Source organism: Pseudomonas sp. D4002, assembly GCF_013385665.1.
Classification (GTDB): domain Bacteria; phylum Pseudomonadota; class Gammaproteobacteria; order Pseudomonadales; family Pseudomonadaceae; genus Aquipseudomonas.
Map to the genome: position 1 here is coordinate 259,167 of NZ_JACAPN010000009.1, position 15,496 is coordinate 274,662.

The 15,496-nt window shown below is 60.9% G+C and carries 13 protein-coding genes; 6 read left to right on the forward strand and 7 right to left on the reverse strand.

The window, feature by feature from the left end; genetic code table 11:
• Positions 1 to 381: 381 nt before the first annotated feature.
• From HX824_RS03710 to cobA, 6 genes are all read left to right on the forward strand, one after another.
• Complete coding sequence (locus HX824_RS03710; protein WP_177054145.1) at positions 382 to 1,593, forward strand: NarK/NasA family nitrate transporter; 1,212 nt, start codon at positions 382 to 384, stop codon at positions 1,591 to 1,593.
• Positions 1,593 to 3,263 carry a bifunctional protein-serine/threonine kinase/phosphatase gene (locus tag HX824_RS03715; RefSeq protein WP_177054146.1) on the forward strand — a complete coding sequence of 557 codons (1,671 nt, stop codon included), beginning with the start codon at positions 1,593 to 1,595 and terminating at the stop codon, positions 3,261 to 3,263. The genes HX824_RS03710 and HX824_RS03715 overlap by 1 nt, the downstream gene beginning before the upstream one ends.
• A gap of 232 nt (positions 3,264 to 3,495) precedes the next feature.
• The gene (nirB, locus tag HX824_RS03720; protein WP_003215025.1) at positions 3,496 to 5,949 is read left to right on the forward strand and encodes a nitrite reductase large subunit NirB; all 2,454 of its coding nucleotides are present in this window, start codon (positions 3,496 to 3,498) and stop codon (positions 5,947 to 5,949) included.
• A complete protein-coding gene (nirD, locus tag HX824_RS03725) occupies positions 5,946 to 6,263 on the forward strand; it encodes a nitrite reductase small subunit NirD (RefSeq protein WP_003215022.1) in 318 nt (105 codons plus the stop codon). Before nirB ends, nirD begins: the two co-directional genes overlap by 4 nt.
• Positions 6,263 to 8,971, forward strand: a complete 2,709-nt coding sequence (locus HX824_RS03730; protein WP_177054147.1) for a nitrate reductase — start codon at positions 6,263 to 6,265, stop codon at positions 8,969 to 8,971. Before nirD ends, HX824_RS03730 begins: the two co-directional genes overlap by 1 nt.
• Before the next feature lie 9 nt (positions 8,972 to 8,980).
• Complete coding sequence (gene cobA / locus HX824_RS03735) at positions 8,981 to 9,724, forward strand: uroporphyrinogen-III C-methyltransferase (RefSeq protein ID WP_003215019.1); 744 nt, start codon at positions 8,981 to 8,983, stop codon at positions 9,722 to 9,724.
• A 60-nt stretch (positions 9,725 to 9,784) separates the two neighbouring features.
• Here cobA and HX824_RS03740 read toward each other — a convergent pair whose 3' ends face one another.
• The 7 genes from HX824_RS03740 to HX824_RS03770 all read right to left on the reverse strand — a co-directional run bounded on the left by HX824_RS03740 (position 9,785) and on the right by HX824_RS03770 (position 15,437).
• Positions 9,785 to 10,768, reverse strand: a complete 984-nt coding sequence (locus HX824_RS03740) for an OmpA family protein (protein ID WP_102605098.1) — start codon at positions 10,766 to 10,768, stop codon at positions 9,785 to 9,787.
• 107 nt (positions 10,769 to 10,875) lie between these two features.
• Positions 10,876 to 11,466 (reverse strand): RNA polymerase sigma factor SigX, encoded by a 591-nt coding sequence (gene sigX / locus HX824_RS03745; RefSeq protein WP_003215014.1) that lies wholly within the window; start codon positions 11,464 to 11,466, stop codon positions 10,876 to 10,878.
• Positions 11,467 to 11,553: 87 nt separating this feature from the next.
• Positions 11,554 to 12,378 carry a mechanosensitive ion channel domain-containing protein gene (locus HX824_RS03750; protein ID WP_008432650.1) on the reverse strand — a complete coding sequence of 275 codons (825 nt, stop codon included), beginning with the start codon at positions 12,376 to 12,378 and terminating at the stop codon, positions 11,554 to 11,556.
• Positions 12,379 to 12,380: 2 nt separating this feature from the next.
• Complete coding sequence (locus HX824_RS03755; RefSeq protein WP_003215011.1) at positions 12,381 to 12,626, reverse strand: hypothetical protein; 246 nt, start codon at positions 12,624 to 12,626, stop codon at positions 12,381 to 12,383.
• Between the two features lie 86 nt (positions 12,627 to 12,712).
• Positions 12,713 to 13,708: a zinc transporter ZntB gene (locus HX824_RS03760; protein WP_003215009.1), complete on the reverse strand. Its 996-nt coding sequence runs from the start codon at positions 13,706 to 13,708 to the stop codon at positions 12,713 to 12,715.
• A 25-nt stretch (positions 13,709 to 13,733) separates the two neighbouring features.
• The gene (rraA, locus tag HX824_RS03765) at positions 13,734 to 14,225 is read right to left on the reverse strand and encodes a ribonuclease E activity regulator RraA (RefSeq protein WP_003215007.1); all 492 of its coding nucleotides are present in this window, start codon (positions 14,223 to 14,225) and stop codon (positions 13,734 to 13,736) included.
• 222 nt (positions 14,226 to 14,447) lie between these two features.
• Positions 14,448 to 15,437 carry an alpha/beta fold hydrolase gene (locus tag HX824_RS03770; RefSeq protein WP_008432653.1) on the reverse strand — a complete coding sequence of 330 codons (990 nt, stop codon included), beginning with the start codon at positions 15,435 to 15,437 and terminating at the stop codon, positions 14,448 to 14,450.
• Positions 15,438 to 15,496 lie beyond the last annotated feature (59 nt).

Below are 15,496 nucleotides of genomic sequence, written 5' to 3' on the forward strand. Positions count from 1 at the left end.
GTGCGGGCATGCCGAGCCTAAGCGAGGCACCGAGTGGTGGGGCAAAGACCTTTTGGTTACTTTTGGGGCGTTTGCCAAAAGTGACCCGCTGTAAGAGCGGAACCCTAAGCCGCCGTTACCGCAGCAACGGATATGTACACCACACCACACCACACCACAACGCCCCCACCCCCTGTTGGCCCACCTCTTGCTAAAGAATCCCCACAGGTAGCCAACGGCGGTTGCCCCCTCCACGACAAAGACGTCGCACACCCGGTTTGCCCCAGCGAACCCGGTGGCGGCGTTTTTTCGTTTTGGCCCCATAGCCCGGGGCCGATGGAGCGGCCCCAGCCGTTCCATCACCAGGCCTTCTCATAAGACCCCTTACCGCTGAGGTGCGTGATGAAATCAAGCTTCTGGAAATCCGGTCACACCCCGACCCTGTTCGCCGCGTTCCTGTATTTCGACCTGAGCTTCATGGTCTGGTACCTGTTGGGCCCATTGGCGGTACAAATCGCCGCCGACCTGCACCTCACCACCCAACAACGCGGCCTGGTGGTCGCCACCCCCATCCTGGCCGGCGCAGTGCTGCGGTTCCTGATGGGCATGCTCGCCGACAAACTCTCCCCCAAGACCGCCGGCCTGATCGGCCAGGTGATTGTCATCGGCGCCTTGTTCGTCGCCTGGAAACTCGGAATCCACAGCTACGAGCAAGCCCTGCTGCTGGGCATGTTCCTCGGCATGGCGGGAGCCTCGTTCGCCGTCGCCCTGCCCTTGGCGTCCCAGTGGTACCCCGCCGAGCACCAGGGCAAGGCCATGGGCATCGCCGGCGCCGGCAACTCCGGGACGGTGTTCGCGGCCCTGCTGGCACCGGTGCTCGCCGCCGCGTTTGGCTGGAGCAATGTGTTCGGCTTCGCACTGATCCCGCTGATCCTGACGCTGATCGTCTTCGCCTGGCTCGCCCGCAACGCCCCGCAACGACCCAAGGCCAAGTCCATGGCCGACTACTTCAAAGCCCTGGGCGACCGCGACAGTTGGTGGTTCATGTTCTTCTACAGTGTGACCTTCGGTGGTTTCATCGGCCTGGCCAGCGCCCTGCCCGGCTATTTCAACGACCAATACGGCCTGAGCCCGGTCACCGCCGGCTACTACACCGCCGCCTGCGTATTCGGCGGCAGCCTGATGCGGCCTTTGGGCGGCGCCCTGGCCGACCGTTTCGGCGGGATTCGCACCCTGCTCGGCATGTACGGCGTGGCAGCGATCTGCATCGCGGCGGTGGGGTTCAACCTGCCAAGCTCCTACGCAGCACTGGCGCTTTTTGTGTGCACCATGCTCGGTTTGGGTGCCGGTAACGGTGCAGTCTTCCAACTGGTGCCCCAACGCTTTCACCGCGAGATTGGTGTGATGACCGGCCTGATCGGCATGGCCGGCGGCATCGGCGGTTTCGCCCTGGCGGCGGGCATGGGCGCGATCAAGCAAGGCACCGGCAGCTATCAGTTGGCGCTGTGGCTGTTCGCCAGCCTGGGCGTGCTGGCCTGGTTCGGCCTGTACGGCGTCAAGCGTCGCTGGAGAACCACTTGGGGCTCGGCTGCGGTGACGGCTGCACGGGTCTGATGAGCCTGCAACTGAGCTTCGCCCAGGCCAGCGCCACCGGCCCGCGGCAGGAAAACCAGGACGCCTTGCGCCTGGTCACCCCCGCCCCGGAGCTGGCCGCCAGCAAAGGCTACCTGTGTGCCATCGCCGATGGCGTCAGCCAATGCGCCGATGGCGGACTGGCTGCGCGCTCGACCTTGCAAGCGCTGGCCCTGGACTATTACGCCACGCCGCAAACCTGGGGCGTGGCCCAGGCCCTGGAACGCTTGCTGGTGGCCCAGAATCGCTGGCTGCAAGCCAACGGCGACGGCCAGCCGTTGCTGACCACCCTCAGCGTCCTGGTGTTTCGCGGCCAGCGTTTCACCCTGGCCCATGTGGGTGATTGCCGGGTGTACCGCTGGCTCGATGGCCAGTTGCAGCGCCTGAGCCAGGAGCATGTGTGGGAGCAACCGGGCATGCAGCATGTGCTCAAGCGCGCCATGGGCCTGGATCAGCATCTGGTGCTGGATTTCCTCGACGGCGAGTTGCGGGCAGGCGAGTGTTTCCTGCTGCTCAGCGACGGCGTGTGGGCGACCCTGGATGACAACAACATCAGCGCAATCCTGCGGGAACAGTCGGACCTGGACCTCGCGGTAAACACCCTGGTCAGCGCCGCGCACCTGGCTGGTAGCCAGGACAACGCCAGCGCCCTGCTGGTCCGCGTCGACCAGCTTGGCGCCGCCACCCTCGGCGATGCGCTGGTGCAGTTGCAGCAATGGCCCCTGCCGCCCCCCCTGAAACCCGGCCAGCGCTTCGAAGGCTGGCAGGTAGAGTCGCTGTTGGGGCAAAGCCGCCAGTCCTTGCTCTATCGGGTGCGCGATGCCCATCAACAGGCGTGGCTGCTGAAGACCTTGCCGCTCAGCCACGACGATGACGTGTTCGCCGCCCAGGCATTGCTGTCAGAGGAATGGTTCCTGCGCCGGGTCGCCGGCCGCGCGTTTCCTGAAGTCCATCCAGCCAGTGGCCGTCAGCATTTGTACTACGTGATGCGTGAATACTCCGGCCAAACCCTGGCCGAACTGTTCAAGCACCAGGGCCCATTGCCCCTGGCGCAGTGGCAAACCCTGGCCGAGCGCCTGTTGCGTGCCGTCGGGCTGCTGCACCGCCGGCAGATCCTGCACCGCGACATCAAGCCGGAAAACCTGCTGCTGGGCGAGGATGGCGAATTGCGTGTGCTGGACTTCGGCCTGGCCTACTGCCCCGGGCTCTCGGAGGATCGCGCGCACCTGTTGCCTGGCACGCCAAGCTTTATCGCCCCGGAAGCCTTCAACGGCGAACGCCCTACCCCGCAACAGGACCTGTATAGCGTCGGTGTGACCTTGTATTACCTGCTCACCGGGCATTACCCCTACGGCGAAATCGAAGCTTTCCAGCGTCCCAGGTTCATTACGCCTGTCGGCGCCAGCCGCTACCGCCCCGACCTGCCCGACTGGCTGCAACAGAGCCTGGAGCGCGCAGTCGCCGCGCAACCCGAGCAACGTTATGAAACTGCCGAGGAATGGTTGCTGGTACTGGAGCAGGCGGATCGCCGCGAGTTGAGCACGCGACCAAAACCGCTGCTGGAGCGCGAACCGCTGAAGGTCTGGCAAACGTTGGCCGTGCTGTCGTTGCTGATCAATCTGGTGCTGTTGTACTGGCTGTTGCACCACTAAGAGGCGAAATTTCTTGATACATCACCGCCTCACTTAGCAAAACCGGCCAAAATCCTACTTGGCACAACCGCTGCATTAGCTTTCCCATCAACACACATATAGCCGCACCTTCAACGTCGAAGGTCGGGCTTCCCGAGAGAACGGGACCAGGACAAAGGCGTCCTCGCTACTTACGTAGCGGGGACGCCTTTTTTTGTTGCGCACGATTTGTCGAGCCACTGCGGAGAACGACATGAAGAAACTCAAACTGGTGATGATCGGCAACGGCATGGCCGGGGTTCGCACCCTTGAAGAATTGCTCAAGCTGAGCAGCGACCTGTACGACATCACCGTTTTCGGCGCCGAGCCCCACACCAATTACAACCGCATTTTGCTGTCGCCGGTGCTGGCCGGTGAGCAGACCTTCGAAGAGATCGTGCTCAATGACTTGAGCTGGTACCTCGATAACAACATCAAGCTGTTGCTTAACCGCAAAGTGGTGCAGATCGACCGGGTCAAACGCAAAGTCATCGCCGAAGACGGCAGCGAGGCCGAGTACGATCGCCTGCTGATCGCCACCGGCTCCACGCCGTTTATCCTGCCGATCCCGGGCAATACGTTGCAGGGTGTGATCGGCTACCGCGACATCGCCGACACCCAGGCCATGATCGACACCGCCAAGACCCACAAGCACGCGGTCGTCATCGGCGGCGGCCTGCTGGGCCTGGAGGCCGCCAACGGCCTGATGCTGCGTGGCATGCACGTGACCGTGGTGCATATCGGCGAATGGCTGCTGGAACGGCAACTGGACAAGACCAGCGGCCAGTTGCTGCAAACCGAACTGGAAAGCCGTGGCCTGGTGTTTCGCTTGAAGGAGCAGACCGAGGCGCTGCATGACGCCGGCAACGGCCGCGTCGGCTCGGTGCAATTCAAGAATGGCGATGTGATCCCCGCCGACCTGGTGGTGATGGCTGCGGGCATCCGCCCCAACACCGAACTCGCGGAAAAATCCGGCATCCCGTGCAACCGTGGGATTCTGGTCAACGACACCCTGCAAACCTACGACCCGCGCATCTATGCCATCGGCGAATGCGCCAGCCATCGCGGGATCGCCTATGGCCTGGTGGCGCCGCTGTTCGAACAGGCCAAGGTCTGCGCCAACCACCTCGCCCAGCTGGGTTTCGCGCGCTATCAAGGCTCGGTGACTTCGACCAAATTGAAAGTCACCGGCATCGACCTGTTCTCCGCCGGGGATTTCATGGGTGGCGAAGGCACCGAAACCATCACCCTTTCCGACCCGATTGGCGGCGTCTACAAGAAGCTGGTGATCAAGGACGACATCCTCGTCGGCGCCTGCCTGTACGGCGATACGGCTGACGGCGGCTGGTATTTCCGGCAGATCCGTGAGAACCATGCCATTGGCGAGATCCGCGATCACCTGATGTTCGGTGAAAACGCTTTGGGCGATGTAGGCCACCAAGGCCAGGACAAAGCCATGAGCATGGCCGACACCGCCGAAGTCTGCGGCTGCAACGGCGTGTGCAAGGGCACCATCGTCAAGGCGATTCAGGAACACGGGCTGTTCAGCGTCGACGATGTGAAGAAGCACACCAAGGCTGCGAGTTCCTGCGGTTCCTGCGCCGGGCTGGTGGAACAGATCCTGATCAACACCGTGGGCGGCGCGGCGGACGTCAAACCGAAAAGCGAAAAAGCCATCTGCGGCTGCAGCGACCTCAACCACGGGCAAATCCGCCAGGCCATCCGCGACCAGCACCTGCTGACCATCGCCGGCACCATGAGCTACCTGAACTGGCGCACCCCGAACGGCTGTGCCACCTGCCGCCCGGCACTCAACTACTACCTGATCTCCACCTGGCCCGGCGAGGCAAAAGACGATCCGCAATCGCGCCTGATCAACGAACGCGCCCACGCCAATATTCAGAAAGACGGCACCTATTCGGTAGTCCCGCGGATGTGGGGTGGTGTGACCAATCCGTCGGAACTGCGGCGCATCGCTGATGTGGCCGACAAGTACAACGTGCCGATGGTCAAGGTTACCGGCGGGCAGCGCATCGATTTGCTCGGCATCAAGAAGCAGGACTTGCCCGGCGTATGGAAAGACCTCGATATGCCATCCGGCCACGCCTACGGCAAATCCATCCGCACCGTGAAGACCTGCGTCGGCAGCGAGTTCTGCCGCTTTGGTACGCAGAACTCGACGCAACTGGGGATTGAGCTGGAACATGACCTGTTCAATATGTGGTCGCCCCACAAGGTCAAGCTGGCAGTGTCCGGCTGCCCGCGCAACTGCTCGGAAGCGGGGATCAAGGACGTGGGAATCATCGGCGTCGATTCCGGCTGGGAGATGTACATCGGCGGTAACGGCGGGATCAAGACCGAGGTCGCCGAGTTCTTCGTCAAGCTGAAAACCGCCGAAGAAGTGCGCGAATACAACGGCGCTTTCCTACAGCTCTACCGGGAAGAAGCCTTCTACCTGGAGCGCACCGTGCACTACCTGCAACGGGTCGGCATGGAGCACATCAAGAAGGCTGTACTGGAAGACCCGGCGCGGCGCCAGGCACTGAATGAACGCCTGCAATTCTCCCTGTCGTTCGAGCAGGACCCGTGGAAAGAACGCCTGGAACAGCCGCTGCTGAAAAAGGAATTCGACACCATCCCCGTCAAACTGCTGGAGGTGCCGGCATGAACTGGCTGGATATCTGCGCCCTCGAAGAAATCAACGCCCTGGGCTCGCGCATCATCAGCGGGCCAAAAGGCGACATCGCGATTTTTCGTACCAGTGACGACGAGGTTTTCGCCCTCGACGACCGCTGCCCGCACAAGGGTGGCCCGCTGTCCCAAGGCTTGATCTACGGCAAGCGCGTGGCCTGCCCGCTGCACAACTGGCAGATCGACCTGGAGTCCGGGGAGGCCCAGGCACCGGACGTCGGCTGCGCCCATCACCACCCGGCCCGTGTGGAAAACGGCCGGGTGATGTTGGCGCTGCGGGACGCCGGTTGATGAACCGCCAGACCACCGCGTCCACCTGCTGCTACTGCGGGGTCGGTTGCGGCGTACTGATCGAGCATGATGGCTCGCAGATCCTCGGCGTCAGTGGCGATCCGAGTCATCCGGCCAACTTCGGAAAATTGTGCAGCAAGGGCTCCAGCCTGCACCTCACCGGAGACCTCGCGGCCCGCGCGTTGTACCCGGAACTGCGGCTGGGCAAAGGCCTGGCCCGCAGCCGCACCGACTGGGATACCGCCCTGGAGCACGCGGCGAACGTGTTTGCCGAAACCATCGCTGAACACGGGCCGGACAGCGTGGCGTTCTATATATCCGGGCAGTTGCTGACCGAGGATTACTACAGCTTCAACAAACTCGCGCGAGCGCTGGTGGGCACCAACAATATCGACAGCAACTCGCGGCTGTGCATGTCTTCGGCGGTGGTCGGCTACAAGCGCAGCCTGGGGGCCGACGCGCCACCGTGCAGCTACGAGGACCTGGAGTCGAGCGACTGCGTGATGATCGTCGGCAGCAATATGGCCTACGCGCATCCGGTGTTGTTCCGACGCCTGGAGGAAGCCAAGGCCCGCCGGCCACAGATGAAAGTGCTGGTAATTGATCCCCGGCGCACCGACACCTGCGACTTGGCGGACCTGCATCTGGCGATTTTGCCGGGTACGGATGTCGCATTGTTCCATGGGATCCTGCACTTGTTGTTGTGGGAAGACTGGATCGACCGCGACTTTATCCAGGCCCATACCGACGGCCTGGTCGAACTCAAACGCCTGGTTCACGACTACACACCGCAAATGGTCACGCAGTTGTGCGGGATCAGTATCGAGCAACTGCACCTGTGTGCGGAATGGGTCGGCACCTCGGCGAGTTTTCTGTCGTTGTGGTGCATGGGGCTCAATCAGTCCACCGCCGGCAGCGCGAAGAACAGCGCCTTGATTAACCTGCATTTGGCGACCGGCACCATCGGCCGCCCTGGCTGCGGACCTTTCTCCCTCACGGGTCAGCCGAATGCCATGGGTGGGCGGGAAACCGGCAGTTTGTCGAATTTACTGCCTGGCCATCGTGAGGCTGCCAACCCCGAACATCGGGCAGAAGTAGCCGCGTATTGGGGGGTCGACCAACTGCCGGCCAGCACCGGGCTGACCGCCATCGAATTGTTTGAACAGATGCAGGCCGGCAAGATCAAGGCCTTGTGGATCGCGTGCACCAACCCCGCCCAATCCCTGCCCGACCAGAACACCGTGCGCCAGGCCCTGGAAGCGTGTCCGTTCGTGGTGCTACAGGAAGCCTTTCGTACAACCGAGACGGCGCGTTACGCCGACCTGTTGCTGCCAGCCGCGAGCTGGGGCGAGAAGGAAGGCACAGTGACCAACTCTGAGCGGCGCATTTCCCACGTTCGCCGAGCCATCGCCCCACCTGGGGAAGCGCGGCCGGACTGGGCAATCACCGTGGATTTTGCCCAACGCCTGGAGCAGCGTCTTTGTCCCGGAAAACCGGGGCTTTTTGCCTTTGAGCAACCGGCACAGATCTTTGATGAATACAAGCTGCTGACCCGTGGCCGGGACCTGGACCTGTCGGGTATCAGCCACGCGCTGCTGGACCGGATAGGCCCGCAGCAATGGCCATTCCCGGCCGATGCGGTGGGCGGAACACCAAGGCTGTACACCGACGGATTTTTCCCTACGGAGACTGGCCGCGCGCACTTTGTCGCCGACCCTTATCGCGCCGCCAAGGAGCAGCGTGACGCGCGCTTCCCACTCACCCTGATCACCGGCCGCCTGCGGGACCAATGGCATGGCATGAGCCGCACCGGCACCGCTGCGCAGCTGTTCGGCCATGTCAGTGAAGCAGTGCTCAGCCTGCACCCGGACGAACTGCGTCGCCATCGCTTGAAGGAAGGGGATCTGGTCAGCCTGAAAAGCCGGCGCGGCAGCGTGATTGTGGCCGTCGGCAGCGATGACAGCGTGCGTCCCGGCCAGGCTTTCCTGCCGATGCACTGGGGCGACCGTTTTCTTAAAGGCGGCGTAAATGCGCTGACCCAGCCGGCATTCGACCCGCTGTCCAAACAGCCGGAACTCAAGCACAGCGGCGTGCGCCTGGAGGCGGTGCGGCTGCCCTGGCACTTGTTTGCGCTGATTGAAGGCGATGTGCAGCAACACTTCGAAGCGTTGCGACCGCTGTGTGACGGCTTTGCCTACGTCAGCCTGAGCCTGACCGGACGCGAGCGGCCTGCCCTGCTGATTCGTGCGGCGCATCACGAGGCGCCCGCCCTTGAACTGCTCAAGCAGATCGACCAACTGCTGGGCCTCAACGACGGCCCCGTGATGGCGTACGACGACCCGCGGCGCTCCATTGGCAAGCGGGTAAAGATTGAAAAAGGCCGTATCACCACGATCCGCCTGGCTGGCGAAACCCTGGCTCGCCACTGGCTGCAAAGCCTGTGGCTGGAAGGTCGCACCGATGAGCAGTTACGCCGCTGGTTGTTGGCGCCATTGAGTGCGCCACCGGGGGGCGGCTCAAGCAGCAACAAGACGCTGTGCAACTGCAAGAACGTCAGCGAAAGCGCGGTCTGCGCCGGCATTGCCCGGGGCCTGGACCTGAACGGGCTGAAGCAGGAACTGGGTTGCGGCACGCAATGCGGCTCCTGTGTGCCGGAAATCAAACGGTTATTGGCGAGTGGCAAGCAGCCAATCGCGATCAGAGTGTGAGGCAAGCATATGAGCGCAAAAGTCTGGCTGGTGGGCGCAGGCCCCGGCGATCCGGAACTGCTGACACTCAAGGCGGTGAGAGCCCTGCGGGAAGCCGATGTGGTGCTGATCGATGATCTGGTCAACCCGGCGCTGCTGGAGCATTGCCCCGCTGCACGGCTGATCACCGTGGGCAAACGCGGTGGCTGCCGTTCCACCCCACAGGCGTTTATCCATCGCCTGATGTTGCGTTATGCCCGGCAGGGTAAATGCGTGGTGCGGCTCAAGGGCGGCGATCCGTGCATTTTTGGTCGCGGCGGCGAAGAGGCGGCGTGGCTCAGGCAGCAAGGGGTGGAAGTGGAGTTGGTCAACGGCATTACGGCAGGGCTGGCCGGGGCAACGAACTGCGATATCTCGCTGACGTTGCGCGGTGTCAGCCGTGGCGTCACGTTGGTCACGGCCCATACCCAGGACGACAGCAGCCTCAATTGGCGGGCCCTGGCCGAGGGCGGCACGACGCTGGTGATCTATATGGGGGTGGCGAAACTGGGGGAAATCCGCCGGCAATTGCTGGAAGGTGGCATGAGCGATGACATGCCGGTGGCGATGATTGAAAACGCTTCACTGCCACAACAGCGCGAATGCCGCAGCAGCCTCGCCCGGATGCAGGATGATGCGCACGAATTCGCGCTCAAGAGCCCGGCTATCCTGGTGATTGGCCGGGTTGCGCAAGCGACGCAGGCGCTTGCGGCCCTGGCCAGCGCCACGGCCTGAGGCAAATTGCAGGCGAAAAAAAGCCCGGCCTAAGCCGGGCTTTTTTCTACAACTCAGTAATTACTGAGCTGCTTGTGCTTCTACCGAGGCTTCTACGCGACGGTTGATAGCACGGCCAGCTTCAGTTGCGTTGTCAGCAACTGGGCGGGATTTGCCATAACCAACCGAGCTTACACGGTTAGGAGCGATACCGTCTTTGACCAGGACTTGCTTAACAGCGTCAGCACGACGCTGGGACAGCTTCTGGTTGTAAGCGTCAGGACCGACGGAGTCAGTGTGACCTTCAACAACGGTGGTGGTTTGTGGGTACTGTTTCATGAAGTCAGCGAGGTTTTTCACGTCGCCGTAGCTGTTAGGCTTAACAACCGACTTGTCGAAGTCGAACTTCACGTCCAGCTCAACACGAACAACCTGAGCAACCGGAGCTTCTGGCTCTGGGGTTGGCTCTGGAGCTGGTGCTGGGGTAGGAGCTGGAGCAGTTTTGCCAGCGTTGCCGCCGAAGTTTACGCCCAGGCCAACCAGTGCGGAGTAGTCCCACTTGCCGTTGTCGATAGCGTAGTCAGCTTCAACACCAGCACGTGCGAACAGGTTGTCGGTGAAGTAGTACTTCACACCAGCGCCAGCAATAGCCAGGGTCGACTGATCGCGACCGCTGTGACCATCAGCCTGCACGTTGGTACGGCTCTGGTGGCCGAAACCGCCCTCTACGTATGGACGCAGGGAGTCGACGCCAGCTTGACCGAAGTGGTACTGGGCAGTAACGCTGCCGGTATCACCTTTGATCTTCTGGTTGCCAGTACCGTCGTTCGAACGGGTGTGGTTGGTAGTGTCGTAGTTCAGGTTGATCGACACGTCGTCGGTCAGGAAGTAACCGATGCTGGCGCCAGGATTGAAGCCGTCTTCGATATGTTTGACGCTATCGTTGAACTGCTTTTTGTAAAACAGCTGGCCTTCAACTGCGCCTTGGCCTTGTGCCAGAGCGCCGACAGAAGTGGCAGCAATAAGAGTACCAATGGCCAAGCCCAAGGTGTTTTTCAGTTTCATCCGTTAAATCCCCATCTGGTGATTGTAAAGCAGTCCCACATACCGGGGGACAACTCGGCGACAAGTCTAACAGAACTTGCCTACACGTAAGAGATATTTGCCACGCACTAAGTTTCAGTGCTGCCCGCAAATTTCTCACGTAATTTATCAAGAGCGCGTTTGTAACGCATTTTTGTAGCACTCAAACCCATATGCATGATGTCAGCGATCTCCTGAAACTCCAGCTCTGCGACAAATCGTAGCACCAGAATTTCCCGGTCAATCGGATTCACATGCACCAACCAGCGATCGAGTCCGCCCTTTTCTTCCGGGGTAGGCGCCTTTTCCTCAGACGCTTCCTCAAGGGGGTCCAGACTCAAAGCATCCATCAAGCGACGCTTTCGCCGTTCCTTCCGATACTGCGTGATGCACTCGTTGTACGTGATGCTATAGAGCCATGTCTTGAACTTCGATTTTCCCTCGAAGTTCTTCAGGCCGTATAGCACCTTGAGCATCACTTCCTGACAGACATCATCCGCATCTCTATCGTTCCCTAAATACCTTGAACAAACGTTGAACAGAGTGCGTTGATACCTGCGCATCAATTCTTCGTACGCGCGTGTTACGTGAAACAGCTCCGTGTGCGAGCGCGCGACCAACTCCTCATCAGAGAGCTCACGGGGGTCATAGCGCGTGGACAGCGTTTGGGCTTTATTCAAAACAAGTCGTGCCGACAGTCAGGTCAATGTCCGCCATGGCCTGGATACCCAGGTTTGCGGCGGCGTACATTAGCAGGATTCGCCGGGTTAGCGGCTAGTCACATGCTGTTCCAGCAGGATCCGGTTCGAAAGCGACACCAGTTCGCCATCGTCCGTCAGCACTGTCGTCTTGACCGTGCCGATCTCCTCGATCTGCCCTTCGACCTCGCCCACACGCACTTGTTGCCCAACCTGATATAGCTCACGCACATAGATTCCCGCAAGAATCTGCCCGGCAATTTCCCGGCTTCCCAGTCCCATGGCCAGCGCAACGGCCAGACCAACGGTAATCAAAACAATCACAATCACATGGTTCAGCAGGTCGGTCTTGACCTCCAGCTGGCTGATCGCGACCGAAATACTGATGATAATCACCAGACCCTGGGCAATTCGCCCCAGGCCGCTGGCATAATCCAGACCCACGCCTTCAGCCGCCCCACGCACCAGGCCATTGGCCAGTTGCGCCAGCAAAACCCCTACCAGCAACACCAGCGCGCCACCGAATACTTTCGGCAAATACAGCGCCAGCATGTCGAGCGTAGCTGAAACTCGCTCAAGTCCAAGGGATTCAGCCGCAGAAACCAGAAAAATCAGCAAAACAAACCAATAAACGATCTTGCCGATCAGTGTCGAGATCGGCACTTGCAACCCGGCACGCCCCAAAATCTTGGTCAGGCCGGTGCCACCCATCAATCGATCAAGACCCAGCTTAGCCAGCAATTTGGAAAGCAGGGTGTCAAGCAGCTTGGCCACGACAAAACCCAGCAGTACCACCACCAGTGCACCAAACAGGTTGGGAATGAAATTCGCCACCTTGGTCCACAACGCAGTCATTGCAGTTACCAGACTCTGGGTCCAGAGATCGAGTTCCATATTCATTCAGCCTTATCAGCAGTGCGTGCAAGAGGTTTACGACGGGAAACCGGTGAGACATGGGCCGAACCATTGTTCAAGGCCATCATCAACGCCGGCAACCAGCGGCCAAGCAGACCGAACAGATCCCCCGCCCCGACCTGGCGGTTGGCGGTTTTCAAGACGCGACCCAGGCAAGCATCGTCGTCCCGGTTGGACGGCGAGGCATTGAGCATGTCACGCAAAGACTGTTCGAACGGATCGTGCATAAAAAACCTCTCGCAAGTGATTTAAAAGACGAGGGTAAAATTCTTCGGGTCACATGACCTCTTTCCACGTTCAGGTCACATTCAGCTCAAACCCAACGTAACCGTCGAAACAACCACCATTGCCCGACCGCCACCGTGACCATCATCAGGCAGGCAATCAGGAACCCGTAAGGGCTGGAAGAGAACGGAATTCCGCCTACATTGATGCCCAGCAAACCGGTCAGGAAACTCATCGGCAGGAAGATCCCGGTGATGATCCCGAAGCGGTACATGGTGCGGTTCATGCGCAGGCTCAAACGCCGGTCTTCGGTCTCCAGCACAAGCCCCACGCGCTCCCGGGCCAGCTCAAGCTCTTCCAGGTAGCGGGTCAGGCTGTTGTTCAATTCGTTCCAGTAGTCAGCATCGTCGTCACAGAACCAGGGCAATTTGATCCGGGTCAACTGCGCGAAAATATCCCGCTGCGGCGACAGGAAACGTTTAAGCCCGGCGGCGCGCCGACGGATCTGCAAAACGCTGCCATGCTCCGGAGTATACCGTTCGTCGGCATCCAGTTTTTCTTCTTCGATATCGACGATTTCGGACAAGTCGCTGACCAGATCCTGAACCTTGTTGGTCAGGTACTGCGCCATATACAGGACCAGTTCCGAGGAAGTCTTCGGCCCCTTGCCGTCTGCCAGTTGCACCAGCAACTCGTCGGTGGCGCGCAATGGGCGCAAACGCAGGGAAATCACCCGCGCTGCCGAGGCAAAGATCCGCACCGAGACCATGTCTTCCGGTTCGGCGCCGGGATTGAGGTTGACCCCGCGCAAAAACAGCAGCAGTTCGGCATCCGGCAGCGGCAACAGGCGTGGGCGAGTGTTCTCCTCCAGCAGCAGGTCACAGGCGAATTCGCTGAGGCCGCTGGATTTGCGCAACCAGGTCTGGGTCTGGGGATGGCTACGGTCCCAATGCAGCCACAGGCTTTCCTGAGGCTGCAGTTGCAGCTCATCAAGCTCTGTCCGGGCAATCGAACGCGCACCACCTTTACCGTCCAGCACCAGGGCATGCACCAGCCCCCACTGCGCGTTTTCTTCCTCGAACATCCTCACCCCTGTCGGCTACTGCTGTTTATTCAGGCATCTTCAGCGGGCTAGGGGAGACGATCACACCGTTATTGTCGGCGTACACGTACTCGCCCGGGCGGAAGGTCACGCCGGCGAATGTCACCGCCACGTTCAAATCGCCAATACCGCGCTTGTCAGTCTTCATCGGGTGGCTGGCCAGGGCCTGCACGCCCAGATCGGTCTGGGCGATTACGTCGACATCGCGGATGCAGCCGTAGATCACCAGCCCTTCCCAGCCGTTTTTCGCGGCTTTCTCGGCGATCATGTCGCCCAGCAACGCGCGGCGCAGGGAACCCCCACCATCGACCACCAGCACCTTGCCGGCCCCATTGAGTTCGGCTTGTTCCTTGACCAGGGAATTGTCTTCAAAGCACTTGATGGTCACGATCTCGCCACCAAAGGAGTCCCGGCCGCCGAAATTGCTGAACATCGGCTCAACCACCTGCACCAGCTCCGGATAGGCGTCACACAGGTCGGGGGTAAGGTAATGGTTCATCGAGAAACTCCTGTAGGTGAAAGAAGGTGTCAAACATCCCACTGTTTACTTACATCTGGAAACGCTTTGCCGTGAAGGTTCTTTAATCCGGGCCGAATAGTCAGGCCCATCGGATAGCAACGCAAGACCCACTGCGCGACTGAATATGACCAGAACCACCCAACGCGTCATATCTTAGCCTCTACGGCAAACAAGCGAAACGCCCCTGATAGAGCCTCGCGCTCAAACCGCCGCCAGTTCCTGCGCCTGCGCCCCCAGCAAAGGTGTAAGCGGATTTTTCAACCAGCGCGTCACCAGCGGCCACACTTCAGCCTGGGCGGCCTTGCTGACGAGCATCTCGACATGCCCGAAATCCCCGCTGAACCCTTGCTGGCGCCCCAGGCACAGGTATTGGCGATGCCCGGAGCCGACCTGCTCAAAGAGCTTGCGACAGGCCCAGTCCGGGTCCTGGTGATCGCCGGCGGCGCTCACCGCCAACAGCGGCACGTCAACCTCGGCCAGGCCTTTCCACCAATCCTGCTTACCTTCGCCAAAGCGGCCGAACAGCCCATTCCAGCGCATGGCTTCAATCAATACGCCCGCCGGCTCGTCCTCCGGGCCGCGTTTCCACCGAGCGCCTGACAATTGGCCGAAACGTTTCAAGAGCAGGCGACCGGTCCACTCCACCGGTGGCAACTTCAACGGCCAATGCGTGCGACTGACCTGGCAGCCAAACAGCGCCACCGAGGCCACTGCCGGCGCGCCAAGGTGCTGCCCACCCAGGGCCGCAGCCAGGGTTGTGCCACCCAGGGAATGCCCGATCCAGTGGGGAATCTGCCCGCTTTGCTCACGCACGAAGGCGGCAATGGCCGGCAAGTCGTAGCGAGCATAGTCGGCGACACGATTCCTGGCGTAGTCCTGGTTGCGCCGGGACAGCCCGTGACCGCGCATTTCCGGGATCCAGACGTCAAACCCTTCGCGCGCCAGGTAGGCGCCCAGGCCGATCCCCTTGGGCGAGTACCAGAAGCGGCGGTTGGAAAAACTGCCATGCAACAAAACCACCGGCACGCCCCGGTTTTCCGGGACGTCAGCCAGGCCCAGGCGGGTCACGGCCAGCTCGACGGTACCGTCAGGGCTGTTGCCGGGTTTCAGCCGATACACATCTTCACTCAGGTCGCCACGACGCTCAGCGCTGATCAAGGCGACGGGAAACAGGTTGCTGCTGCTTTGCATAATGCTCTTGCACAAAAAAGGGCGGCGTCCGGAAGGAGTTCCGCCCTGTACAGAATGAG

What these genes read in the sequence shown, in the direction of transcription:
- nirD (WP_003215022.1), top strand. Translation starts at nt 5,946, where the DNA reads ATGAACTGGCTGGATATCTGCGCCCTCGAAGAAATCAACGCCCTGGGC.
- HX824_RS03710 (WP_177054145.1), top strand. Translation starts at nt 382, where the DNA reads ATGAAATCAAGCTTCTGGAAATCCGGTCACACCCCGACCCTGTTCGCC.
- HX824_RS03755 (WP_003215011.1), bottom strand. Translation starts at nt 12,626, where the DNA reads ATGCACGATCCGTTCGAACAGTCTTTGCGTGACATGCTCAATGCCTCG.
- HX824_RS03730 (WP_177054147.1), top strand. Translation starts at nt 6,263, where the DNA reads ATGAACCGCCAGACCACCGCGTCCACCTGCTGCTACTGCGGGGTCGGT.
- HX824_RS03715 (WP_177054146.1), top strand. Translation starts at nt 1,593, where the DNA reads ATGAGCCTGCAACTGAGCTTCGCCCAGGCCAGCGCCACCGGCCCGCGG.
- HX824_RS03760 (WP_003215009.1), bottom strand. Translation starts at nt 13,708, where the DNA reads ATGTTCGAGGAAGAAAACGCGCAGTGGGGGCTGGTGCATGCCCTGGTG.
- nirB (WP_003215025.1), top strand. Translation starts at nt 3,496, where the DNA reads ATGAAGAAACTCAAACTGGTGATGATCGGCAACGGCATGGCCGGGGTT.
- rraA (WP_003215007.1), bottom strand. Translation starts at nt 14,225, where the DNA reads ATGAACCATTACCTTACCCCCGACCTGTGTGACGCCTATCCGGAGCTG.
- HX824_RS03770 (WP_008432653.1), bottom strand. Translation starts at nt 15,437, where the DNA reads ATGCAAAGCAGCAGCAACCTGTTTCCCGTCGCCTTGATCAGCGCTGAG.
- cobA (WP_003215019.1), top strand. Translation starts at nt 8,981, where the DNA reads ATGAGCGCAAAAGTCTGGCTGGTGGGCGCAGGCCCCGGCGATCCGGAA.
- HX824_RS03750 (WP_008432650.1), bottom strand. Translation starts at nt 12,378, where the DNA reads ATGGAACTCGATCTCTGGACCCAGAGTCTGGTAACTGCAATGACTGCG.
- HX824_RS03740 (WP_102605098.1), bottom strand. Translation starts at nt 10,768, where the DNA reads ATGAAACTGAAAAACACCTTGGGCTTGGCCATTGGTACTCTTATTGCT.